The organism is Sphingomonas sp. PP-CC-1A-547 (assembly GCF_003610375.1).
Classification (GTDB): domain Bacteria; phylum Pseudomonadota; class Alphaproteobacteria; order Sphingomonadales; family Sphingomonadaceae; genus Sphingomonas.
Genome location: NZ_RAPZ01000010.1, coordinates 222,447 through 237,327, shown reverse-complemented (window position 1 = coordinate 237,327; position 14,881 = coordinate 222,447). Strand labels below are relative to the sequence as shown.

Annotated in this window: 17 protein-coding genes; 10 read left to right on the top strand and 7 right to left on the bottom strand. The window is 66.3% G+C overall.

Annotated elements, in window-relative coordinates:
- From rpsI to C8J39_RS01820, 3 genes are all read right to left on the bottom strand, one after another.
- A complete protein-coding gene (gene rpsI, locus C8J39_RS01830; RefSeq protein WP_082443995.1) occupies positions 1 to 558 on the bottom strand; it encodes a 30S ribosomal protein S9 in 558 nt (185 codons plus the stop codon).
- Entirely contained in the window at positions 558 to 1,037 is a 480-nt protein-coding gene (gene rplM / locus C8J39_RS01825) for a 50S ribosomal protein L13 (RefSeq protein ID WP_082441436.1), read from the bottom strand. The genes rpsI and rplM overlap by 1 nt, the downstream gene beginning before the upstream one ends.
- A 124-nt stretch (positions 1,038 to 1,161) precedes the next feature.
- Positions 1,162 to 2,214 carry a COX15/CtaA family protein gene (locus C8J39_RS01820; protein ID WP_120299665.1) on the bottom strand — a complete coding sequence of 351 codons (1,053 nt, stop codon included), beginning with the start codon at positions 2,212 to 2,214 and terminating at the stop codon, positions 1,162 to 1,164.
- A 306-nt stretch (positions 2,215 to 2,520) separates the two neighbouring features.
- Between C8J39_RS01820 and C8J39_RS01815 the strand changes: the two genes are divergently transcribed.
- Together C8J39_RS01815 and C8J39_RS01810 are read left to right on the top strand one after the other, a co-directional pair.
- On the top strand, positions 2,521 to 2,904 hold the full coding sequence (locus C8J39_RS01815; RefSeq protein ID WP_120299081.1) for a MerC domain-containing protein: 384 nt from the start codon (positions 2,521 to 2,523) through the stop codon (positions 2,902 to 2,904).
- Between the two features lie 41 nt (positions 2,905 to 2,945).
- Positions 2,946 to 3,413: a Fur family transcriptional regulator gene (locus C8J39_RS01810; RefSeq protein WP_120299080.1), complete on the top strand. Its 468-nt coding sequence runs from the start codon at positions 2,946 to 2,948 to the stop codon at positions 3,411 to 3,413.
- A 164-nt stretch (positions 3,414 to 3,577) separates the two neighbouring features.
- On the opposite strand, the gene C8J39_RS01805 is transcribed toward C8J39_RS01810, so the two are convergent.
- Entirely contained in the window at positions 3,578 to 4,111 is a 534-nt protein-coding gene (locus C8J39_RS01805) for a GNAT family N-acetyltransferase (RefSeq protein WP_404969311.1), read from the bottom strand.
- An 89-nt stretch (positions 4,112 to 4,200) separates the two neighbouring features.
- Between C8J39_RS01805 and dxs the strand changes: the two genes are divergently transcribed.
- Positions 4,201 to 6,123, top strand: coding sequence for a 1-deoxy-D-xylulose-5-phosphate synthase (gene dxs, locus C8J39_RS01800; RefSeq protein WP_120299078.1), 1,923 nt, complete (start codon positions 4,201 to 4,203; stop codon positions 6,121 to 6,123).
- On the top strand, positions 6,120 to 6,287 hold the full coding sequence (locus C8J39_RS18605) for a hypothetical protein (protein WP_165895102.1): 168 nt from the start codon (positions 6,120 to 6,122) through the stop codon (positions 6,285 to 6,287). Before dxs ends, C8J39_RS18605 begins: the two co-directional genes overlap by 4 nt.
- 146 nt (positions 6,288 to 6,433) lie before the next feature.
- On the opposite strand, the gene C8J39_RS01795 is transcribed toward C8J39_RS18605, so the two are convergent.
- Positions 6,434 to 7,105, bottom strand: coding sequence for an alpha/beta hydrolase (locus C8J39_RS01795; protein ID WP_056047792.1), 672 nt, complete (start codon positions 7,103 to 7,105; stop codon positions 6,434 to 6,436).
- Positions 7,106 to 7,290: 185 nt separating this feature from the next.
- Here C8J39_RS01795 and C8J39_RS01790 point away from each other — a divergent pair, with 185 nt between their 5' ends.
- The 5 genes from C8J39_RS01790 to proC all read left to right on the top strand — a co-directional run bounded on the left by C8J39_RS01790 (position 7,291) and on the right by proC (position 10,573).
- The gene (locus tag C8J39_RS01790; protein WP_120299077.1) at positions 7,291 to 8,091 is read left to right on the top strand and encodes a TlyA family RNA methyltransferase; all 801 of its coding nucleotides are present in this window, start codon (positions 7,291 to 7,293) and stop codon (positions 8,089 to 8,091) included.
- Between the two features lie 220 nt (positions 8,092 to 8,311).
- Positions 8,312 to 8,830 (top strand): TspO/MBR family protein, encoded by a 519-nt coding sequence (locus tag C8J39_RS01785; RefSeq protein WP_120299076.1) that lies wholly within the window; start codon positions 8,312 to 8,314, stop codon positions 8,828 to 8,830.
- Between the two features lie 51 nt (positions 8,831 to 8,881).
- On the top strand, positions 8,882 to 9,169 hold the full coding sequence (locus tag C8J39_RS01780; RefSeq protein WP_120299075.1) for an accessory factor UbiK family protein: 288 nt from the start codon (positions 8,882 to 8,884) through the stop codon (positions 9,167 to 9,169).
- A 100-nt stretch (positions 9,170 to 9,269) separates the two neighbouring features.
- Complete coding sequence (locus C8J39_RS01775; protein ID WP_120299664.1) at positions 9,270 to 9,773, top strand: YbjN domain-containing protein; 504 nt, start codon at positions 9,270 to 9,272, stop codon at positions 9,771 to 9,773.
- On the top strand, positions 9,770 to 10,573 hold the full coding sequence (gene proC / locus C8J39_RS01770) for a pyrroline-5-carboxylate reductase (protein ID WP_120299074.1): 804 nt from the start codon (positions 9,770 to 9,772) through the stop codon (positions 10,571 to 10,573). Before C8J39_RS01775 ends, proC begins: the two co-directional genes overlap by 4 nt.
- Positions 10,574 to 10,600: 27 nt before the next feature.
- Here proC and C8J39_RS01765 read toward each other — a convergent pair whose 3' ends face one another.
- Positions 10,601 to 11,764 carry an endo-1,4-beta-xylanase gene (locus C8J39_RS01765; protein ID WP_243649685.1) on the bottom strand — a complete coding sequence of 388 codons (1,164 nt, stop codon included), beginning with the start codon at positions 11,762 to 11,764 and terminating at the stop codon, positions 10,601 to 10,603.
- Positions 11,765 to 11,908: 144 nt separating this feature from the next.
- Between C8J39_RS01765 and C8J39_RS01760 the strand changes: the two genes are divergently transcribed.
- Complete coding sequence (locus tag C8J39_RS01760; protein ID WP_120299072.1) at positions 11,909 to 13,243, top strand: chloride channel protein; 1,335 nt, start codon at positions 11,909 to 11,911, stop codon at positions 13,241 to 13,243.
- Here C8J39_RS01760 and C8J39_RS01755 read toward each other — a convergent pair.
- Positions 13,240 to 14,778 carry a L,D-transpeptidase family protein gene (locus C8J39_RS01755; RefSeq protein WP_120299071.1) on the bottom strand — a complete coding sequence of 513 codons (1,539 nt, stop codon included), beginning with the start codon at positions 14,776 to 14,778 and terminating at the stop codon, positions 13,240 to 13,242. The genes C8J39_RS01760 and C8J39_RS01755 overlap by 4 nt on opposite strands.
- Positions 14,779 to 14,881 lie beyond the last annotated feature (103 nt).

Below are 14,881 nucleotides of genomic sequence, written 5' to 3'. Positions count from 1 at the left end.
TTAGCGCTTCGAGAACTGGAAGCTGCGACGGGCCTTCGCCTTGCCGTACTTCTTGCGCTCGACGACGCGGCTGTCGCGGGTCAGGAAGCCTGCTGCCTTGACCGAGGCGCGCAGCACCGGCTCGAAGCGGGTCAGGGCCTGGCTGATGCCGTGCTTGACCGCGCCGGCCTGGCCCGAAAGGCCACCGCCCTTGACGGTGCAGACGACGTCGTACTGACCTTCGCGCTCGGTGATCCCGAACACCTGGTTGATAACGAGGCGCAGCGTCGGACGTGCGAAATACACTTCCTGGTCACGACCGTTGATCGTGATCTTGCCGGTGCCGGGCTTGACCCAGACGCGCGCGACGGCGTCCTTGCGACGGCCGGTCGCATAGGCGCGGCCCTGCTTGTCGAGGATCTGCTCGCGCAACGGCATCGGCTCGCGGACGGGCTCGTTCGAGACCGGTGCGGCGAGATCGCCTTCGCTGGTCGGCAGAGCCTGCTCGGCGGGGGCAGCCGGCGCGGGCTGGTTGGTCAGGCTCGCGAGATCGGCGAGCGACTGGCGGTTGTCGGACATTATGCGCCCACCTTGTTCTTGCGGTTCATGCTGCCGATGTCGAGCACGGCAGGGTTCTGTGCCTCGTGCGGATGCTCGGTGCCCTTGAAGATACGCAGGTTGCGCATCTGCTCACGACCCAGCGGGCCGCGCGGGATCATGCGCTCGACAGCCTTTTCGAGAACGCGCTCCGGGAAGCGGCCGTCGAGGACCTTGGCGGCAGTGATGCCCTTGATGCCGCCGGCGTAACCGGTGTGCTTGTAATAGATCTTCTTCGCGGCCTTGTTGCCGGTGAAGCGGATCTTGTCGGCGTTGATCACGACGACGTTGTCACCGCAATCGACATGCGGGGTGAACGACACCTTGTGCTTGCCGCGCAGGACGTTGGCGATGATCGATGCGGCACGGCCGACGACGAGACCTTCCGCGTCGACGATATGCCACTGCTTGTCCACCTCTGCCGGCTTTGCCGACTTGGTGGTCTTCATGAGCGCCTTCATGGGCGTTAGACCTTCCAGATTGAATGCAAGCGCACCAAGGGGAGGCCCCACAGCGCGAATGCCGGCCTAATGCTGAAAGGGGGGCTTCAAGTCAAGCTTTCCGCCGGTTTCCTGACGGGTATTATTATACCCGCTGCTTTAGGCGGGGTGCGGTGCCGACTGCGTGGGCGGCGAACATTGCGGCGATCAGGAGGAGCGCGGCATTGCCCTGGTGCGCGACCGCGACGTCGATCTGCACGCCGGTCATCAGCGTCGCGATGCCGAGCATGATCTGGAGCGTGACGAGCCCGACGACGAAGAAGCCAGCGCTGCTGCCGGTCTTGGTCGCCTTGATCGCCAGCCAGATGAGCCCGGCGGCGGCGGCGAACGCGAACCAGCGATGGATGAACTGCACGACGATCGGGTTGTCGACCGCGTTGCTCCAGGCGGGGTTCACCATCGGCACGTCGGCGGGGAACAGCCCGTCCCCCATCAGCGGCCAGCTTGCGAAGGCATAGCCCGCGTCGAGCCCGGCGGTGAACGCGCCATAGACGAGCTGCACGAACAGCAGCGCGAGCGCGAGGATCGCCACGGGCGCGAGGCGGGCAGGGGCGGCGAGCGGATTGCGGTGCAGCGCCATTAGGTCGAGCGCGGTCCACACGATCCCGGCGAGGATCGTCAGCGCGGTCAGCAGGTGGACGGCGAGACGGATGTGGCTGACATCGGTTCGCACCGACAGGCCGGACGCGACCATCCACCAGCCGATCGCGCCCTGAAACGCGCCAAGCGCCAGCAGCGCCGACAGACGCCAGCCATAGCCGACCGGGATGCGCTTTCGCACCGCGAACCAGATCAGCGGTACCGCGAACACGAGACCGATCACGCGGCCCCATAGCCGGTGGAGGTATTCCCAGAAGAAGATCGCCTTGAACCCGCCGACCGTCATGTCGGCGTTGAACGCGGCGTATTCGGGGATGCGCTTGTAGGCGTCGAACTCGGCCTGCCACTGCGCGTCGTTGAGCGGCGGGATGATCCCGCTGATCGGCTTCCACTGCGTGATCGACAGCCCCGACTCGGTGAGCCGCGTGATCCCGCCGATGACGACCATCGCGACGATCAGGCCGGCGACCGTGAACAGCCACAAGGCGACGGAACGAGGACGGGCTTTGCTGAGAAAGGCAGCGCTGGGTTGAAGCATGGTGAGGAGATAGTGGTTTGCGAGGCGGGGCGCCATCGGTTCGTGGTGCGCCGTTGCTTCATGTTGCCGGATCCGATCGGGGGCCAAAACCCAGTAGCCGCTGCCCTCTACTTCATTGTTCTCCCGCGAAGGCGGGCGCCCAGACTGGGTCCCCGCCTTCGCGGGGAAACAAGCAGGGGGTCGTGGCGTTGCAAACCTCCGGGCCTCGCAGGTCCCGAAGCTATCCTTGGAACCGACGCCAACCCCCAAGAAAATCTGCAATGTAATGTTGTATCCTTTCAGCCGCCCATCTATATCCGACTGACGATGACGCCCTCGGCCACGCATACCCACCGCTTCGCCGGGCTCGATCGTTATGCGATCGGCCTGTCGGGCCTGTGCATGGTGCATTGCCTGGCGACCTCCGTGCTGGTCGCGCTGATGTCGACGGCCGGCGGTTTCCTGCTCGACCCGATCTTCCACGAAGTCGGCCTGACGATCGCGATCGCTTTGGGCGCGCTGGCGCTCGGTCGCGGCGTGTTGAACCACGGCTATATGATGCCTGCCGCGATGGGTGCGCTCGGGCTCGGCATCATGGCGGGCGCGATGACGCTGCCGCACGACAGCGGTGGCGGGGAGACGTTGTGGACGATCGTCGGCGTCGGCCTGCTTGCATTCGGCCACGATCTCAACCGTCGCGCCGAAAGCTGAGCGGGTTGCTGGAACCCTTCCGGCATCCTACTTCACCCAGCATGGCGCACGCTCACAACCACACCGAACCGCAGGGCGCCGATCTTACCGTCGCAGCACAGACGACGCTCGAAAAGGCTGGCGAGCAATGGACGACAATGCGCGCCAGCGTGTTCGCCGCGCTGGCCAGCTTCGAGAAGCCGGCATCGGCCTACGACATCGCCGAAGCCGTCTCGAAAGCCGAAGGCCGCCGCGTCGCGGCGAACAGCGTGTACCGCATCCTCGACCTTTTCGTTGGCGCGAACCTCGCGCGGCGAGTCGAGAGCGCGAACGCCTATGTCGCCAACGCGCATCCGGATTGCCTGCACGACTGCATCTTCCTGGTCTGCGACTCGTGCGGCCAAACCACGCATCTCGATAATGACGTCATAACCAAGGGCGTCCGGAATGCGGCGGAGGCGGCGGGCTTCTCGCCGGTTCGCCCGGTGATCGAGGTCCGCGGTCGCTGCGCGGAGTGCGAGGCGAAGTAGAAGCTTACCCCGTACGCGTAACTTTGTGATGAGCCGTCCCTCCCTGGAAGGGAGGGGTAGGGGTGGGTCGGCTGGCTTTGGCCGGCGCCGCCTGATCCGGAAGCCGACCCACCCCCGGCCCCTCCCTTCCAGGGAGGGGAGGCCGTCACCCTCCTGGCACGGTTTTACCCTAGATCCTTCCCCATCCGGATCATCGGCACCGGGACCTCGCCCGGCGTCTCGATCCGCTCGATCGGCAGATACCCGCAGGCGCGGTACAGCGGCTCTCCGGCCAGCGTCGCCATCATCTCCGCCCGCGCAAACCCGGCCTCTCGCGCTGCCGCCTCGCAAACCGATAACACCAGCCGCCCGACACCCCGCCGCGTAAAATCCGGGTCGGTATACATCGCGCGGATCCGTGCCGCGTCGCGCACCGGATCGAGGAGAGCCGCATCGCGCAACGCCGTGCTGTGATCGCCGCCATAGAGCGTCGCGCGCCGACTCCACCCGCCACACCCGGCCAGCCGACCCTCCGCCTCGATTAGCAGATACGTCCCGTCCGCGATCAATTGCGTATCCAGCCCCATCACCGCGCGGCTCGCCTCGACCTGTGCCGACGTGAGGAAGTCTCCCTGCAAAGCGCCGATCGCGCGTGCCATCAGCGCGGCGATCGCCGGGATATCCGCCTCACCGGCCACACGGTGCGTAAAGTTCATAATTGTGCACTTTCCGAGCGATTCCAGTGCGAATGCTAGCCCAGGACACGGTAACAATCGACACGATACGCGCGCTGCATTAAGCCCGTCCGATGGCCGACCTTCCCTCGACACCGCTGCTCGACACCGTTTCGACGCCCGACGACCTCCGCAAGTTGCGCCCGGACCAGCTCCGCCAACTCGCCGACGAACTGCGTACCGAGACGATTTCCGCGGTCGGCACCACCGGCGGGCATCTCGGCTCGGGCCTCGGCGTGGTCGAGCTGACCACCGCGATCCACTATGTCTTCGACACCCCGCGCGACCGCCTCGTCTGGGACGTCGGCCACCAGTGTTACCCGCACAAGATCCTTACCGGACGCCGCGACCGGATCCGTACGCTCCGTCAGGGCGGGGGGCTCAGCGGCTTCACCAAGCGTAGCGAAAGCGAATACGATCCGTTCGGCGCGGCGCATTCGTCGACGTCGATCTCGGCCGCGCTGGGCTTTGCGGTCGCCAACAAGATCGCCGGCACCCCCGGCAAGGGCATCGCGGTGATCGGCGATGGCGCGATGTCCGCGGGCATGGCGTACGAGGCGATGAACAACGCTGCGCAGGCGGGCAACCGCCTCGTTGTCATCCTCAACGACAACGACATGTCGATCGCGCCACCGGTCGGTGGACTGTCGGCGTATCTGAGCCGAATCGTGTCGAGCCGCGAGTTCCTCGGCTTCCGCGACCTCGCGCGTAAACTCGCCAAGCGGCTGCCACGGCCGATCGCCAGCGGGATGCGCAAGACCGACGAGTTCGCGCGCGGCATGACGATGGGCGGCACGTTGTTCGAGGAACTCGGCTTCTATTATGTCGGCCCGATCGACGGGCATAACCTCGAACACTTGATCCCGGTGCTAGAGAATGTCCGCGATGCCGAGGAGGGCCCGATCCTCGTCCACGTCGTCACCAAGAAGGGCAAGGGCTATGCCCCCGCCGAGGCTGCCGCGGACAAGTATCACGGCGTGCAGAAGTTCGACGTGATCTCCGGCGTGCAGACCAAGGCGCCGCCGGGTCCGCCGCAATACCAGAACGTGTTCGGCGCGCAGCTCGTCGCCGAGGCTGCGAAGGACCCGCGGATCTGCGCGATCACCGCGGCGATGCCGTCGGGCACCGGGCTCGATGCGTTCGCCAAGGCGTATCCCGATCGGTTCTTCGACGTCGGTATCGCCGAGCAGCATGGCGTCACGTTTGCCGCCGGCCTCGCCGCGCAGGGGATGCGGCCGTTCTGTGCGATCTATTCGACGTTCCTCCAGCGCGCGTACGACCAGGTCGTGCATGACGTCGCGATCCAGAACCTGCCGGTCCGTTTCGCGATCGACCGCGCGGGACTCGTCGGCGCGGACGGTGCGACTCACGCCGGATCGTTCGACGTCACCTACCTCGCGACGCTGCCGAATTTCGTCGTGATGGCGGCGGCGGACGAGGCCGAACTCGTCCACATGACGCACACCGCGGCGCAGTACGACACCGGCCCGATCGCTGTGCGCTATCCGCGCGGCAACGGTACCGGCGTCGCGCTGCCCGAGACTCCGCAGTTGCTGGAGATCGGCAAGGGGCGTGTCGTGCGCGAGGGCAAGAAGATTGCGATCCTGTCGCTCGGCACGCGTCTCGAAGAAGCGCTCAAGGCCGCCGAGGTTCTTGAAGCCAAGGGCTTGTCGACCACGGTCGCCGATCTACGCTTTGCCAAGCCGCTCGACGTCGACCTGATCCGCAAGCTGCTGACCACGCACGAAGTCGCGGTGACGATCGAGGAGAATTCGGTCGGTGGCTTCGGCGCGCACGTCCTGACGATGGCGTCTGACGAGGGTCTGATCGACGGCGGCCTCAAGCTGCGTACGCTGCGTCTGCCCGACGTGTACCAGGACCAGGACAAGCCCGAAGTCCAGTATGCCGAAGCCGGGCTCGATGCGACTGCGCTGGTGGATACCGTGCTCAAGGCGCTCCGCCACAATTCGGGCGGGGTTGCCGAAGCGCGGGCATGACCGGGCCGACCAAGGCCATCGTGATCATCGCGCTCGCGGTGATCGTGATGGTGTCGTTGAATATTGCGATGTGGCGGCGGATGCGGGGTGGGCTGGCTGCGGCGAAAGCCGAGCAGGCGGCCAATCCGGAACTGTTCGATGAGGATGGTACGCGGATTTCTTAAGCGAACTTCGGTAGCAGCCACCACCCCGGCGAAGGCCGGGGCCCAATTGGGAGACGTTGGTAACGGAGCGCGGTGCTTCGTTACTGTGACCTCACCAATTGGGCCCCGGCCTCCGCCGGGGTGGTGTCCTTCTCAGGTAGGTGAGGTTAGCCGCCTAAGTAGTGCGTTTGCGCGGCGTCTGTAGCGCTCACCGCGAGGATCGACCGCGCTTTGCTTGGCGGTAGAGCTTGCCCTCGACCATCACCACTTGCCGCGATGACGCGCTCGAGCAGATCCTGCCCTTCGCGCCACCAGCCGATTCCGCTCGCGGCATTCAGATGCCCTTGCGGCCCGGCATCGACGAAGTGGCTGCCCCAGTCCGCCGCCATGCTGTGCGCGCGCTCGGGCGTGACCCAGGGGTCGTCGCTGCTCGCCACCACGATCGACGGGAACGGCAAGGGCGTGCGCGGAGTCGGCGAGAAGCCCTTCAGTTCGGCCTGTGCGCCGCCGCGATCGACGTCCGCCGGTGCCACCAGCAACGCGCCCGCTACCGGCCACCCATAAGGCTGGGGGCTCAGTTCGGCCCACCACGCTACCGCGAGACAGCCGAGGCTGTGCGCGGCGAGGATTACCGGCGCCTGTGCCTGCCGGATCGCCTCGTCGAGTCGCGTCACCCAGGCGTTGCGGTGCGGCGTGTTCCACATGCCGAGTTCGACGCGGACCGTGTCTGGCCGCGCCTCTTCCCATAATGTCTGCCAATGCGAAGGACCCGATCCACCAAGGCCGGGCACGGTCAGGATCGTCGGCTGGACGGAATCATACGGTGCGAAAGAACCCACAGCGCTTCTCCTTCTCCAAAACCTCGTTCTGCGAGGTCGGGAGCGTGGCCGAAAGACGCTCTAGGGCACGCCATTTGGTCACGATCCCATGCGCACAGGATAATCCTACCCGTTCGGTAGGCAATGGCATTGCGGCGAAAGGAAGGCAGCTTGCGGCAATCGGATCGGCCGGCGATAGCGGGCGGATGGTGAAGGTACGTGCAGACCAAATGCTGGTCGACAGGGGGCTTGTCGAGTCGCGGACGCGCGCGCAGGCGCTGATCATGGCGGGCCTCGTGTTCGCGGGGACGAAGAAGGTCGACAAGCCGGGGCAGACGCTCGCGGACGACGTGCAACTCGACGTGCGCGGTCGCGATCATCCCTGGGTTTCGCGCGGCGGGATCAAGCTGGCGCACGGCCTCGCGCATTTCGGTTGGGACGTGACCGGCGCGGTGGCGATCGACGTCGGCTCGTCGACCGGCGGCTTCACCGACGTCATGCTGAAGAATGGCGCGGCTAAGGTCTACGCGGTCGACAGCGGCACGAACCAGCTTGCCTGGTCGCTGCGGCAGGACGACCGCGTCGTCGTTCACGAGCAGACGAGCGCGCGGATCCTCACGCCTGCGCATATCCCGGAGCCGATCGACCTGATCGTCTGCGATGCGAGCTTCATCGGCTTGGCGAAGGTGCTGGAGCGGCCGATATCGTTTGCCAAACCGGACGCGCGGCTGATGGCGCTGGTGAAGCCGCAGTTCGAGGCGGGGCGCGGCGAAGTGGGGAAGGGCGGTGTCGTCCGCGATACCGCGATCCACCAGCGCGTCTGCGACGAGGTCGCGGCGTGGTTGACGGGGCAGGGGTGGAGTGTGGTCGGTGTGGTCGAGAGCCCGATCACGGGGCCCGAGGGCAATGTCGAGTTCCTGATTGCGGCTTTGCATGGCGAGAGTCTAACGGTGGAACAGCCTGCCTCGGACGCGCCAAACGATCCCGAAACGCCTCTGTCATCCTGACAAACGTCAGGACCCAGAGCCACACTGGGTGCGCTCGGTATCCTGGATACTGACTTTCGTCAGGATGACGGCGTGGGGAGGTGGCGTACCGGAATGAACCACTAGCGGAACGATTAACCACCAAACTCGGTTTACCGATCGCAAAATGCGCGCCAGGACGAGCGCGCGTAGAGGCGGAAGGATTTGTGTGGGCGGTATCGCTTCGAAGGGCCAGTTGAGGATGTCGTTCCTCCGCTGGGCGGTCGTGACCGTGCCCCTGATCCTGCTGCTGGGCTTCCTGTCCGGCCGATCCGTCAGCGTCGGCAGCGAGAATGCCTGGTACATGGCGCTCGCCAAGCCCGCGCTGAACCCGCCGGGCTGGGTATTTCCCGTCGTGTGGACCACGCTCTACATCCTGATCGGGCTAGCGCTCGCGATGATCCTCAATGCTCGTGGAGCTCGGTTGCGCGGGCTCGCCGTAGCTCTGTTTGTCGGCCAATTCCTGCTCAACCTCGCCTGGACGCCGATGTTCTTCGGCGCGCACAAGATCGGACTGTCGGTACTCGTGATCGTCGCGATGCTGGCGTTGTCGATCGCCGCGACCTTTGTATTCGCGCGCATCCGCCCCGCCGCGGCGTGGCTGATGGTGCCGTACATGGTGTGGATCAGCTTTGCCGGCGTGCTCGCGTTCAGCATCGGGCAGTTGAACCCCGGTGCCGAAACCCTTGCACCCGCGCCGCATACGTCCCAAATGCTGTGATGCAGCAGTCACTGTAACAGTCACTGCGACAGTCTTTGGGATTTTGAAGCAATGCAGTCCAAAAACCGCGTGTTCGACGATATCGTCAAGGTCTTGAACGGTGCTGCCGGTACGCTTGCGGGCGTGGGTCGCGAAGCCGGTTCCGGTGCGCGGGAACGTGCGCGCGAATGGCTTGGCGGGCTCGACTTCGTCAGCCGCGAAGAGTTCGACGCCGTCAAGGCGATGGCATCGGCCGCACGCGACGAGAACGACGCGTTGAAGGCGCGTCTCGATGTGCTCGAAGCCAAGTTCGCGGCGCAGTCGACGGTAAATGCACCGCTCGGGGCGTCGGTCGACTGACTTTTCCACAGTTTTCCGCAGAATTGGGGCCGATGGGGTTGTCGGGGCGTTTTTGCCTCGGCACCCTTTGTCGTGCGATAAGGACCGCCAGGACCCTATGATGCTTGAACACGCCGACCACGACCATGAAGACGCCGCCCCGATTGACATGCTCGAGAGCTATTACGCTGCGCATGGCTGGGAGCATGAGCGTCACGACGACGAGATCGTCGCGACCGTCAAGGGCAGCTGGGCGACCTACGAGCTGCGCGCGCTGTGGCGCGAAGACGATAGCGTCCTGCAATTCCTCGCTTTTCCGGACATCAAGGTACCCGACGAGCGGCGCCAGGCGGTGTACGAGACGATCGGGCTGGTCAACGAACAGCTCTGGATTGGCCACTTCGAACTCTGGTCGTCGAGCGGCATCCTGCTGTTCCGGCACGCGGCGATGGTCGATGGCGGGGACGACGGCACGATGTCGCTCGACGCGGCGGAACTGCTGGTCGAATCGGCGATCGAGGAGTGCGAGCGCTTCTATCCGGTGTTCCAGTTCGTGCTGTGGGGCGGGAAGAGCCCCAAGGAAGCGATCGCCGCCGCACTGATCGAAACGCACGGCGAGGCATGAGCTTTCCGGCAGGTCCGCTGTGGCTGGTCGGTTGCGGCAACATGGGCGGCGCGATGCTGCGGCGGTGGATCGCCGCGGGGCTCGATCCGGCGAACGTTACGGTGATTACGCGGAGCGGGCAGGGCGCGCCTCAAGGCGTCCGTTCGCTGACGGCGCTTCCCGACGAAGAGGCCCCCGCAACCGTGATGCTCGCGCTGAAGCCGCAGCAGATCGATGCGGCGCAGGCTTTGCTGGCGCCCATGCGAGGCAAGCCGCAGCTGCTCCTGTCGATCCTCGCCGGTGTCGACCACGCGGCACTCTCCCAGCGGTTCGCGGCTGACACGATCGTCCGCGCGATGCCCAACCTTCCGGTGGCGATCGGCAAGGGCGTGACGTCGCTCTACACCGCTGGGGCGTCGGAAGAGGCGATCGCGGCGGCGGAAGCGTTCGCAGCGCCGCTCGGTCATTACGAATGGATCGCCGACGAAGCGCATTTCGATGCGGTGACCGCGCTTGCCGGATCCGGCCCCGGGTTCGTGTTCCGATTCGCCGATGCGCTCGCCAGGGCGGGTGCGGCGCTCGGGTTGCCGGTAGACCAGGCGGCGCGTCTCGCGATCGCCACGTTGGAGGGTTCCGCGATTATGGCGGCCGAAGCGGACGTATCGCCCGGCATACTCGCCGACCGCGTCGCCAGCCCCGGCGGATCGACCCGCGAGGGCCTGAACGTCCTCGACCGTGACGACGCCTTGGTCGCGCTACTCACAGCAACGCTTGCCGCCTCCGAACGCCGCAACGCCGAAATGGCGGCTGCGGCGCGTTAGAGGCAGTCTTGATTGTCGAGGGAATTGCTAGCCGCGCGGTGCTGCTGCGGTGAAGGCAGCGGCGATTGCGGCGTGCATCGGCTTGGCGGCGAATGCGGCGTCGTACGGGCAGGGGCGGCGGCGAGCCTTGTCCTTGCGCGGCTCGAAACCCTCGATCCAGCTGTAGCGGTCGGTCATGCCCCACAACAACACGTCCTTTAGCGCCGGGTAGGCGAACATCAGGTCCAGATAGCCGCGCGTGAAGTCGGCCACGCCTTGGTCGCGTGCGGCGACGTCGGCGGGGAGATTGTTGTCGCGGACGTCGAGTTCGGTGATGACGATGGCATAGCCCATCGCGGTGACGGCATCGATGAAGCGGCGCCAATCGCCTTCTAGCGCGGCGATCGTGGCGCGGGTGTCGGTGCCTTGCGTGACGAGGTGCGACTGGACGCCGAGCGCATCGACCGGAACGCCGCGCGCCTTGAACCCCTCCAGTAGTTTGAGGACGCCGGCGCGGTGCTGTGCGTTGCCCGGCTCCCAGCTCATATAGTCGTTATAGACGAGTTGCGCGTGCGGGGCTGCGGTGCGCGCCGTGTGGAAGGCAAGGTCGAGCGTCGCCTCGGGGCTGCCGAGGGCGCGGGACAGGGCGGTCGTGTACAGCGTGCCGTCGGCGGGCGTGACCGCCTCGTTGACGACGTCGTAGCTGCGGATGCGCGTACCGTAGCGCTGGCATACCGTGGTGATGTGCCGGACGAGCAACTGTTCCGCCGCACGCGCGGGCGTCGCGCCGAAATCGTGGCTTTCCTCCCATTTCGGCATCCATTTCGGCTGGTGCCACAGGAGGTTGTGGCCGCGGACGGGCAGCGCGTTGGCATCGGCCCACGCCATCATCGCGTCGAACCGCGCGAAGTCGAAGGTCGTGGCGCTGGGGCGGAGCGCCTGCCACTTCATCTCGTTTTCGGGCACCAGCAGCCCGCAGTCGCGCTTCAGCAGTCTCGCATAGGCCGGGTTGGCGAACGAGCCGCGGTCCGCGCCGGGTTCGCTCCACGCGAAACAGGAGCCGAGGCGCATGCCCTTGGCTGCTGCCAGCGATTGCAGGCTCTCGTCGGCGCCCGTCGGGCGTAGGATCGATCGCGCCTGAGCATTCGCCGCAGCACCGGCAGCCGCGAGCCCCGCCAGCATGCCCAGTCCGTCCCGTCGTGTAATGTCCACGAAGCATCCTCGTTATATTTTTGTGATAGCGCTATCGTTGTTAGATATCGGGACGATGTCAATCGCTTACCGGGCCGCCAGGGCCTGCGCACCGCGGGGTCGCAGGCGGGTGACGTGGCGGCCGGCATGATCTAGATCGACATCATGCCTGGGCTCTTGGATCATCTTATGCCGGCGAAACGCTGGACGCCGTCGCGGTACCGTGCGTTGCTGCGTGCACGGGGACCACGGTCCGTGCAGTTCCGCACTCGTGCGGCGATCCTGACGGGCGCGATCCTGATCGGGGTGGTCGCGACGCTGTTCGCAGAAGCGGCGGACTGGGCGGCTGGGGTGTTCGCCGGGTACGCGCAGAGCTGGCACTGGTTGCCGCTGTTGACGACGCCGCTGACGTTCATGGCGCTGGTCTGGCTGACCCGGCGGTACGCGCCGTTCGCGCGAGGATCGGGTATTCCGCAGGTGATCGCGGCACAGGCCGATCCGAACGAGGCGACGCGGACGCTGATCTCGCCGCGCACCGTCGCCGCCAAGGCCGTGCTGACGATCGGCGCAGTGCTGGGCGGTGCGTCGGTCGGGCGCGAGGGGCCGACCGTCCAGCTTGCCGCGGCGGTGATGGGCGCGACGCACCGGCTGGTCCGCGTACCGTTGCGGGGCGGCGTGCTGATCGCCGGCGGCGCGGCGGGTGTCGCCGCCGCGTTCAACACGCCGCTCGCCGGGCTGTTGTTCGCGATCGAGGAACTGGCGTCGGCGTATGAGCAGCGCGTGACGCTGCTGGTCCTCGCCGCGATCGTCATCGCCGGGATGGTCGCGCAATCGGTGCAGGGCGACTACATCTATTTCGGCGCGATCGGCGCGCATATGCCGTTGCTGTCGGCGCTGCTGGTCGCACCGGTCGCCGGGATCGCCGGCGGGATGGCGGGCGGTCTGTTTTCCCGCACGCTGCTGGCGATGGCGCAGAGCCGCAACCGCATGACGACCTGGACTCGCGCCAACCCGGTCAAGTTCGCCGGAGCGTGCGGCGCCGTCGTCGCGGTGCTGGGCGTGTTCACCGGCCTGACCTGGGGAACGGGCTATTCTGCGGCGCGCGCGATGATCGTCGGTGTCGATGCACCCTTGTGGTTCGGACCCGCCAAGTTCGTGGCGACCGCCGCGACCGCGATCGCGGGGTTGCCCGGCGGGATCTTCGCGCCGTCGCTTGCGGTCGGGGCCGGCGTCGGCAATTTGCTCCGCGAAGTGTTTCCCAGCGAACCCGCGAGCGCGATCGTGATCCTGGGGATGGTCGCGTATTTTGCGGGTGTCGTCCGCGCACCGCTGACCGCGGTCATCATCCTGTCGGAGACGACCGCCAGCCGCGGACTGATGCTGCCGATGTTCGCGACCGCGTTCATCGCCGATGCGGCCAGCCAATGGGTTTGCCGCGAGAAGCTGTACCACGGGTTGTCGAAGACGTTCGCGATGCCCGCAACGTCGAAAGCCCCTTAAGGCCCGATATCGATCGCCTGCGCCTCGGCCCGTTTGGCGGCTGCCTTGGCGAAGCCGAGTTGCTCCGCGATCGGATCGTTCCAGCCGTAAGGATCGGTCCGAAACGCGACCTTGCCGACGTCGTCGACATAGACGTTGTGGTACAGCAGCCGGACCGGGATGCGGCGGGGCAGGGGCACGAAGCTCGTCTCGCCCGAATCCTGCGCCGTCTGCCACGCCTCGCCGACGCCTTCGTCCTCCGCAAGGATACGCGCGAACCCCAACGCATCCTCGACGCGGACGCAACCATGGCTAAGATGACGCTGGCTGCGATCGAACAAGCCCGGCGCGGAGGTGTCGTGAAGATAGATCGCCTGATCGTTCGCCATGTCGAACTTGACCATGCCTAGCGCATTGCTCGGCCCCGGCTGCTGGACGATCCAGCCATCGCGGACGACCATGTTGTGCGCAGTCAGATACTCCTCGCCGACATTGGCCATCTCGCCGTTCTGGATCGATTTGGGCACGGTCCAGGTGGGATTGGCAACCAGCCGATAGATCGGCGACGACAGCGCCGGGGTCTCGCGGCCGGGTTCGCCGACGATCACCTTGCGCTGATCGATCATCGTGCCGTCGCGGTAGTAGCGAAGCTGTGCGGCGGCGGTGTTGACGTCGATCCGCGTGGGCGGCGGCGTTCGTGCCAGCCACCGCCGCCGTTCGAGCCCGACCGCGAGCGCGCGCGCACGATCGCCCGCACCAAGGTTCAGTACCTTCAACGTCTCCGGTCCGACCACGCCGTCTGCGGCGATGCCGTAGTCGGTCTGCAGCCCTTTCAGCGCCTCGGCTATTGCCTGCGTGTAGATCATTGGTGCAGCGGTCGTCGGCGTGGTCGCCGTCGGCGAAATGGGCTTCGGTACGGGCGCTACGGCGAGCGGGTCGGTCGACGAGGGAAGATATCCGCTCTCCGCGAGCTGCTCGACGATCGTGGCGACGCGCGCGTCGCGGTTGCCGACGCGGATGACGCCGGAGGGGATCCCCTGTACCGGCGTTGCGGTCGACGCCTTGGCGCTGAACGCGAGATACGCGTCGGAGAGTTGTTTATACTCGGCATCCTGCGGTGGGAGACCGTCGAACCAGGCGACGAGATCGCCCTTGGCCAGCGCGCGCGACAGCCCGGTGGCGAGATCGACCTTGGGGCGGGGCAGCGTGTAGACCTGATGCAGTGAGGCGGGGTCGACGCGGCCCTGTGCGAGCGCGCCGGCATAGTCGAGTGCGGCCTTGGTTCGCGCGGCATAGTCGACGGGCGGAGCGCCGTCGGCGGGTGCGGGAAGGAACTCGACCCGATCGAGGCCGTGGCGCGCACGGTTGGCAAGGATTTGATCGAAGGCCGCGATGTTTGCCGCAGTCCAAGTCGCCTTGGTCGGAGTGGCCTTGCCAACTGCCTTTGGTGCCGACTTCGATGCGGTGCGGGGCTGGCCTTCCGCGATGGCCTTTGTTGGGACGATGGGCTTCGGCGCGGGAGCAAATCCACCGAGCGCCAGAGCCAAGACCGGCATGCAACCCGTGGCGAGCCGCACCCGTAAATTTCGTACTGTCATCGGTGGATAACGTTTGGACCGTTCGATGGGCTCACATTAGCGGCAGATTTCTCGGTTCCTG

Excerpts from the sequence above, each read along its gene's own strand:
- rpsI (WP_082443995.1), bottom strand. The coding sequence starts at position 558 with ATGTCCGACAACCGCCAGTCGCTCGCCGATCTCGCGAGCCTGACCAAC.
- rplM (WP_082441436.1), bottom strand. The coding sequence starts at position 1,037 with ATGAAGGCGCTCATGAAGACCACCAAGTCGGCAAAGCCGGCAGAGGTG.
- C8J39_RS01820 (WP_120299665.1), bottom strand. The coding sequence starts at position 2,214 with ATGCTTCAACCCAGCGCTGCCTTTCTCAGCAAAGCCCGTCCTCGTTCC.
- C8J39_RS01815 (WP_120299081.1), top strand. The coding sequence starts at position 2,521 with ATGACGCCCTCGGCCACGCATACCCACCGCTTCGCCGGGCTCGATCGT.
- C8J39_RS01810 (WP_120299080.1), top strand. The coding sequence starts at position 2,946 with ATGGCGCACGCTCACAACCACACCGAACCGCAGGGCGCCGATCTTACC.
- dxs (WP_120299078.1), top strand. The coding sequence starts at position 4,201 with ATGGCCGACCTTCCCTCGACACCGCTGCTCGACACCGTTTCGACGCCC.
- C8J39_RS18605 (WP_165895102.1), top strand. The coding sequence starts at position 6,120 with ATGACCGGGCCGACCAAGGCCATCGTGATCATCGCGCTCGCGGTGATC.
- C8J39_RS01790 (WP_120299077.1), top strand. The coding sequence starts at position 7,291 with ATGGTGAAGGTACGTGCAGACCAAATGCTGGTCGACAGGGGGCTTGTC.
- C8J39_RS01785 (WP_120299076.1), top strand. The coding sequence starts at position 8,312 with ATGTCGTTCCTCCGCTGGGCGGTCGTGACCGTGCCCCTGATCCTGCTG.
- C8J39_RS01780 (WP_120299075.1), top strand. The coding sequence starts at position 8,882 with ATGCAGTCCAAAAACCGCGTGTTCGACGATATCGTCAAGGTCTTGAAC.
- C8J39_RS01775 (WP_120299664.1), top strand. The coding sequence starts at position 9,270 with ATGCTTGAACACGCCGACCACGACCATGAAGACGCCGCCCCGATTGAC.
- proC (WP_120299074.1), top strand. The coding sequence starts at position 9,770 with ATGAGCTTTCCGGCAGGTCCGCTGTGGCTGGTCGGTTGCGGCAACATG.
- C8J39_RS01760 (WP_120299072.1), top strand. The coding sequence starts at position 11,909 with ATGCCTGGGCTCTTGGATCATCTTATGCCGGCGAAACGCTGGACGCCG.
- C8J39_RS01755 (WP_120299071.1), bottom strand. The coding sequence starts at position 14,778 with ATGCCGGTCTTGGCTCTGGCGCTCGGTGGATTTGCTCCCGCGCCGAAG.